Below are 7094 nucleotides of genomic sequence, written 5' to 3' on the forward strand. Positions count from 1 at the left end.
GCTCTACTTACATGTCTTTCTCTCTATTTTTCAGGTCTTTATATCTTCTATTTTTACACTTCTTGTAAAATGTTAAATAAACAGAAGAAAGCAGCCTACTCATGGCTGCTCAACCGTCTTGTTTTTTATATTATACCATAGCTCCTAAACAAAATCCTTCTTTTTGCTAAAAGGTAATTTTCTGTCCAGGCTCAAACTCTAGGTAGTGAGACGGATTCGTACTTAATACACGTACAATAGAGTAACATTGATTATCCTCCTCAGAAACCACTAATTCCACGCCATTTATATTCACAACTTTTTGGCTTTCGCATTGTGAATAATCGGCCGGATACACAAGTTGCTCTGGCATAATTGTATATAAAATCATTGTAGCATTGTCCCTTCTGTACTATTATCCTTGCGTTCATCAATTAATTCGTTTAATTTTCGAAGTGCGCTACCAATACCACCGACACCATCTATAAGACCATACTTCACTGCATCTCCACCTATTACATTCGTCCCAATATCTCGCGTCAAATTCCCTTTTGCAAACATAAGCTCTTTAAAACGATCTTCCGTTACTTTCGAATGCTTTGTCACAAATCGAATGACTCTTTCTTGCATTTTATCCAAATACTCAAATGTTTGTGGCACACCTATAACAAGACCTGTTAAACGAATCGGATGAATTGTCATCGTCGCTGTTTCGGCAATAAATGAATAATCAGTTGAGACCGCAATCGGTACACCGATTGAATGCCCTCCTCCTAAAACAAGAGATACAGTTGGTTTTGAAAGCGAAGCCACCATTTCAGAAATCGCTAATCCAGCTTCAACGTCACCCCCAACTGTATTTAATATTAACAGTAAACCTTCAATTTTTGGATTCTGTTCAATCGCGACAATTTGCGGAATGATGTGTTCATATTTTGTTGTTTTATTTTGTGGTGGCAACTGAATATGACCTTCCACCTGCCCAACAATTGTTAAGCAATGAATACGCGATTCATTCATTTGTGGTACATTTGTCTGTCCAAGTTGCTGAATTTTCTCCACTATAGAAGCCTCTTTTGGAACTTCTTTCGGCTCAGCTTCTTTTTCTTCATTTGTATAACGATCACGTTCTGTCATATCGCATCCCCTTTCACTCGTATATAACTATTATTTCTTAAGTTATGAATTTCATTCGATAGGGTTAAAAAAGAAAAAGATCACCTGTAAAGGTGACCTTCTTTATACTTCCATAATAATCGGTAAAATCATTGGCTTTCTCTTCGTTTCTTCGTACAAGAACTGCCCTAATAATTCACGAATATTTTGTTTCAACATAGACCATTCAATTGTATATTCTTTAATTGATTGTTCAACAATCATACGTACAATATCTGTGGATCGTTCGATTAATGCTTCTGATTCACGAACATATACAAAGCCGCGTGAAATAATTTCTGGACCAGAGATTATTTTCTTTTCATCCTTACCAAGTGTTACAACAACAACTAAAATTCCATCTTGAGATAACATCTTTCTATCTCGAAGAACGATGTTACCGACGTCACCTACACCTAATCCATCAATTAAAACATTACCAGCTTGCACTTTACCAGCTAATTTTGCTTCATCGTCACCAAAAGCAATTACATCGCCTTTTTCTACGATAAAGATATTCTCTCTCGCAATACCTACATCTTCCGCTAAATACGCATGTGCTTTTTGCATACGGAACTCACCATGTACGGGTACAAAATACTTCGGCTTCATTAAATTTATCATCAGCTTTAATTCTTCTTGGCTACCATGACCTGAAACGTGAACTTTTCTTTCACCGTAATAAATAACCTCAGCACCAGATCTAAATAACAAGTCAATAATTTTTGATACAGATACTTCATTTCCTGGAATTGGAGAAGCTGCAATAATAACAGTATCACCTTTACGAATTGAAATTTGTTTATGAGCTTGTTTCGCCATTCTAGAAAGGGCTGCCATCGGTTCCCCTTGACTACCAGTCGTTAAGATAGCTACCTTTTTTTCCGGGAAATTGTCTATTTCTTGTAATGAAATAACCATACCTTCTGGAACATCTAAATAACCAAGACGTCTTGCAATATCTACCACTTTCACCATGCTACGTCCTACTACCGCTACTTTCCTTCCAGTTTCAGCAGCTGCATCAAACACTTGTTGAATACGGTGTACATTCGATGCAAATGAAGCAACAATAATACGTCCTTCTGAACTATAGAACACTTTAGAAATCTCTATACCAACTTCTTTTTCCGAACCTGTATAACCAGGACGTTCAGCGTTTGTACTATCAGATAACAAGCAAAGTACGCCTTCATTTCCAATTTGCGCCATTTTCCCAAGATCTGCTCCACTATTTCCGATTGGAGTTTGATCAAATTTAAAGTCTCCTGTATATACTACAGCACCTTTTGATGTATGGAAACAAACACCCACAGAATCCGGAATACTATGTGTCGTTCCGAAGAATGACACATTTGTTGAATTAAACTCTACTGTTGAATTCGAGTCAATTGTTTTTAAGTCTACACGGCCTAACATTCCTGCTTCGCCAAGCTTTTCTTGTATAAGTCCTACCGTTAATTTCGTCGCATATACTGGAATAGATAATTTACGAAGCACATAAACAATTCCACCAATATGATCTTCATGACCATGGGTAATAAATAGTCCTTTTACTCGCTCTTGATTTTCTACTAAATATGTAATGTCAGGAATAACAATATCAATCCCAAACATTTCATCTCCCGGGAACATCAATCCGGCATCTACAATAAAGATTTCAGAATCAATTTCAACACAGTACATGTTTTTTCCGATTTCACCTACTCCGCCAAGAGCAAATACTTTAACAGACTCATTCTCTTTTCTCTTCATGTTGTTGCCTGGTTTAAAAATCTTGCAAACACTGATTTCACTAAAATTGCAGAGACACCAGGGGAAACTCTACAACCACCATATATTCACCGTCCAAGACGAATGTCCTTACCGTTATGCGATATCATGTCCTTGTTAATTTTTTAAACCAGGTTTCACCTCTCTTTCATTATATAAATCAAATATCTTATTCGATATGATATGAAAATTTCATTAAATCTTAATTTTTACCAATTTTGCTAAGCATACCCGTACTAAGCTACTTAGCCATATTATAACTGATACAAGAAATAGAACACAAGTTAAATTATGCGAAAGACAAGAGAAGACACTAAAATGAGATTATAATTTAAGAGGGCAAAATTCATATCAGTTTTACTATTTTCCCTACGTAATAAGAGTTTGATGGAAAAATATTCATGTAAATTCTTTACATAAACATGAAACGATATTCACTAAAAAAATCTTATCTCTGTAATCAGTTTCTTACTAATTCTCCCCCCTGCCATCCCCTTCTTATTACAGCTTATTAACTATAGCTAATTTTCATCACTTACATATAGTTAGTCAAAATAAAAATGACCTAGTTTCACACTAGGTCATTTTTATTAACGAGGAATAGATTGCATTACGGATTGTAACGTTATTCTTTCTTCTTCCGTTAATGGAAGAAGTGGCAAACGTACAGAACCTACATCTAATCCCACCATTTGTAATGCTGTTTTTACTGGTGTTGGGCTCGGCGCCATAAATAGTGCATCCGTTACTTTTACTAGTAATTGATGTAATTTCTGCGCTTTTTTGAACTCTCCAGCTTGGAATGCAGCAATCATTTCTTGCATTTCATTCCCGATAACATGAGATGCTACAGAAACAATACCTTTTGCTCCAATTGCCATAGCTGGTAATGTTAAACCATCATCACCGCTGTATACTGCAAAGTCGTCCGCTGTTTTTTCAATAATTTCTGTCATTGTTAATACATCGCCGCCTGCATCTTTAATCGCAACAATGTTTTCTATTTCTGATAAACGAACAACTGTATCAACGGAGATTTGTACAATAGATCGTCCTGGAACATTATATAGCATTACCGGAAGCGGAGTGCTTTCAGCGATTGTTTTAAAGTGCTGGTACATCCCTTCTTGACTCGGTTTATTATAATACGGTGCCACTAGCATAACTGCATCAACACCAACTTCAGTTGCCTTTTTTGTTAAATCGACAGAAGCATGCGTATTATTGCTACCTGTTCCAGCGATGACGGGCACCCTTTTATCGACAACAGATACGACATGGCGATATAACGCTACTTTTTCTTCTGATGTTAATGTAGGAGATTCTCCAGTCGTCCCTCCTACCACGATTGCTGTTGTACCGTTATCAATTAAATAATTTACCAATTTCGTTGTCTTTGCAAAATCGATATTACCATTTTTATCAAACGGTGTTACCATCGCGGTTGCAATTGTCCCAAAATCTATCATGATCTCACTCCTTATTGTTCCAGTTGCTTTTCTTTTGAAAGCTCAAATGCACTATGTAATGCATTCACAGCCTCCACTAAATCGGCTTCTTTTACAAGAACCCAAATTGTCGTATGACTATCTGCTGATTGCAGAATTTGAATACCTTTTTCCGCTAAAGCTGTGACAATTTTCGCTGTAACCCCTGGAATACCTGCCATTCCAGCACCAACGATAGAAACCTTCGCACAATGCTCTGTCACCACTGGATCATATCCAAGTTGCTTTAAAACCTCAACTGCACGCGCTGATACACTATCCTTTACTGTGTAAGCTACACCAGTAGGAGAAATGTTAATTAAGTCCACACTAATCCCTTCATTAGCCATTTCTTTAAACACGTGTTGTTGTAAATCATATGCAGTTTCTTTTGCAAGCACTTTAATTTGCGTTACGTTTGACACATGGGCAATCCCTGTAACAGGACGTTCTTCTACATCCTGCCCTTTTGTAGCACCATCATATGCCGCAATAAGCGTACCTTCACTATCAGAATACGTAGAACGTACACGAAGTGGTACTTTTGCATGCATCGCAATTTCAACCGCACGCGGATGAACAACTTTCGCACCCTGATAAGCCATGTTACAAATCTCGTTATATGTTACAGTTTGAAGATGACGTGCATCTTTTACGATACGAGGATCCGCAGTCATAACACCTTCAACATCTGTGAAAATATCGATATATTCAGCATGAAGCGCAACACCTAATGCTGAAGCTGAGGTATCACTACCTCCGCGTCCAAGTGTTGTCGTATCTCCATTTTTCGTTTGACCTTGGAATCCAGTCACGACGATAACATCTACATTTTGTAACTCTTCATGTATACGATCGCAATTCATTTCAATAATCTTAGCATTCGTAAAGTCATTATTCGTTACAAAACCAGCTTGCGCACCATTTAATGCTGCTGCTTTTATACCATTCTCATTCAACATGTTAGAGAAAACAATTGCTGAGATTAATTCTCCGCATGATAATAATAAATCTTGCTCACGTTTAGAAATATTAGGTTCCTCTTGATTTACAAGACTTAATAAAGTATCAGTTGCATACGGTTCACCTTTACGGCCCATTGCTGATACAACAGTAACTACTTTATAACCAGCAGCTAACGATTTTTTTATATGGTGAAGCGCATGCTTGCGCCCATTGTCATCACGTACTGATGTACCACCAAATTTTTGAACAATAATTTTCATATTTTGCACCTTCTCTTAGCCGTTTACACTAATTGTAATTTTACTAAGCGCTCTGCAATTTGAACAGAATTCCATGCAGCGCCTTTTAATAAGTTATCAGATACGACCCAAAGGTGGAATCCTTTATCATTATTTAAATCTTTACGGATTCTTCCAACGAATACTTCATTTTTACCTACTGCAGTAGCTGGCATTGGATATAACTGCTCTGCTGGATTATCTTGCAGTACAATACCTTCTGCATTTGCAAGTAAGTTTTTCATTTCTTCTACTGTTACGCCTTCTTTATCTACTTCAATGTACACAGACTCGGAATGACCCGATACAACTGGTAAACGTACACATGTCGCAGCTACTTCTAATTCAGGCATATGCATAATTTTTTTCGTTTCATTAATCATTTTCATTTCTTCGAATGTAAATCCATTATCTTGGAATTTATCAATCTGTGGAATAGCATTAAAAGCGATTTGGAAATGCTTTTCGTCACCTGATACAGGTAAAACATTCGCCTTTACTTCTTCGCCATTTAAGATTGCTTGTGATTGTTCATGAAGTTCTTCAATAGCTGCCGCACCAGCACCTGATACAGCTTGATATGTGGAAACGATTACTCGTTTTAAACCATATTGCTGGCGAACTGGCTCAAGAGCTACTACCATTTGAATTGTAGAACAGTTTGGATTTGCAATAATACCATTATGTTCTTTTAAATCATTTTCATTTACTTCAGGTACAACAAGTGGCACGTTTTCTGTCATACGGAATGCACTTGTATTATCAACAACAATTGCACCGCGCTTTGCTGCTTCTGGCGCTAATTGTTTCGATACAGATCCACCTGCACTAAATAGTGCAATATCTACTCCTTCAAAACTTTCAGGAGTTGCCTCTTGAACTGTAAATTCTTCGCCTTTAAATACAAGTTTCTTACCTGCAGATCGTTTAGATGAAAGTAACGTTAACTTCCCAATTGGAAATTCTCGTTTCTCTAAAGTATTTAACATTTGTTCACCAACTGCGCCGGTTGCTCCAACTACAGCGACATGAAAAGTTTTTTGCTTTTCCATCACTATGCCCCTTTCTAGATACCAATCCTTCTATAACTTAGAATTAGAAGGAGCTTACAATGCCCCCTCTAATCTTAATAACGTTAATTTTATCATATTCTACAGTAAGAATGATGGTTTCAACAAAAATTGTACGTTTTTTTCGTTTTTTAATTCATATATCTGAATTTTTCTACAACAACAGGTTGTAATTGTTTTCCTTGTAGCGCTTCCAATACTGTATCTTCAAGTAACTCCATACGAGCTACCATTGAGTTCGGTTTTTTCTCTGGTGCATCTTGGCCAAATGGTACGAAGTAGATGTCTTTTGTAGCCATTAGGCGCATGAGGTTGACGCCAACAGGGTGATGACAAAACCAATAAACATTTTCATTCTTCTTCTATTATATATAGTACATCATGAA

Annotated in this window: 6 protein-coding genes and 1 pseudogene; all 7 read right to left on the reverse strand. The window is 37.0% G+C overall.

The window, feature by feature from the left end:
• Positions 1–166: 166 nt before the first annotated feature.
• Entirely contained in the window at positions 167–370 is a 204-nt protein-coding gene (locus SB773_RS17505; RefSeq protein ID WP_002088064.1) for a YlzJ-like family protein, read from the reverse strand.
• Positions 367–1116: a translocation-enhancing protein TepA gene (gene tepA / locus SB773_RS17510; protein WP_002014582.1), complete on the reverse strand. Its 750-nt coding sequence runs from the start codon at positions 1114–1116 to the stop codon at positions 367–369. Before tepA ends, SB773_RS17505 begins: the two co-directional genes overlap by 4 nt.
• 102 nt (positions 1117–1218) lie before the next feature.
• Positions 1219–2889 (reverse strand): ribonuclease J, encoded by a 1671-nt coding sequence (locus tag SB773_RS17515; protein WP_002014581.1) that lies wholly within the window; start codon positions 2887–2889, stop codon positions 1219–1221.
• A 608-nt stretch (positions 2890–3497) separates the two neighbouring features.
• Positions 3498–4376, reverse strand: a complete 879-nt coding sequence (gene dapA / locus SB773_RS17520) for a 4-hydroxy-tetrahydrodipicolinate synthase (RefSeq protein ID WP_002014579.1) — start codon at positions 4374–4376, stop codon at positions 3498–3500.
• Between the two features lie 11 nt (positions 4377–4387).
• Positions 4388–5620, reverse strand: a complete 1233-nt coding sequence (gene dapG, locus SB773_RS17525) for an aspartate kinase (RefSeq protein WP_002088068.1) — start codon at positions 5618–5620, stop codon at positions 4388–4390.
• A gap of 23 nt (positions 5621–5643) precedes the next feature.
• Entirely contained in the window at positions 5644–6690 is a 1047-nt protein-coding gene (gene asd, locus SB773_RS17530; RefSeq protein ID WP_002014577.1) for an aspartate-semialdehyde dehydrogenase, read from the reverse strand.
• 149 nt (positions 6691–6839) lie between these two features.
• A pseudogene (gene spoVFB / locus SB773_RS17535) lies at positions 6840–7028 on the reverse strand (dipicolinate synthase subunit B); the annotation flags it as partial.
• Positions 7029–7094: the final 66 nt, after the last annotated feature.

Origin of the sequence: Bacillus sp. SIMBA_074 (assembly GCF_046534555.1) — a bacterium.
GTDB classification, from domain to species: Bacteria; Bacillota; Bacilli; order Bacillales; family Bacillaceae_G; genus Bacillus_A; species Bacillus_A mycoides.

What these genes read in the sequence shown, in the direction of transcription:
- SB773_RS17505 (WP_002088064.1), bottom strand. Translation starts at nt 370, where the DNA reads ATGATTTTATATACAATTATGCCAGAGCAACTTGTGTATCCGGCCGAT.
- tepA (WP_002014582.1), bottom strand. Translation starts at nt 1,116, where the DNA reads ATGACAGAACGTGATCGTTATACAAATGAAGAAAAAGAAGCTGAGCCG.
- SB773_RS17515 (WP_002014581.1), bottom strand. Translation starts at nt 2,889, where the DNA reads ATGAAGAGAAAAGAGAATGAGTCTGTTAAAGTATTTGCTCTTGGCGGA.
- dapA (WP_002014579.1), bottom strand. Translation starts at nt 4,376, where the DNA reads ATGATAGATTTTGGGACAATTGCAACCGCGATGGTAACACCGTTTGAT.
- dapG (WP_002088068.1), bottom strand. Translation starts at nt 5,620, where the DNA reads ATGAAAATTATTGTTCAAAAATTTGGTGGTACATCAGTACGTGATGAC.
- asd (WP_002014577.1), bottom strand. Translation starts at nt 6,690, where the DNA reads ATGGAAAAGCAAAAAACTTTTCATGTCGCTGTAGTTGGAGCAACCGGC.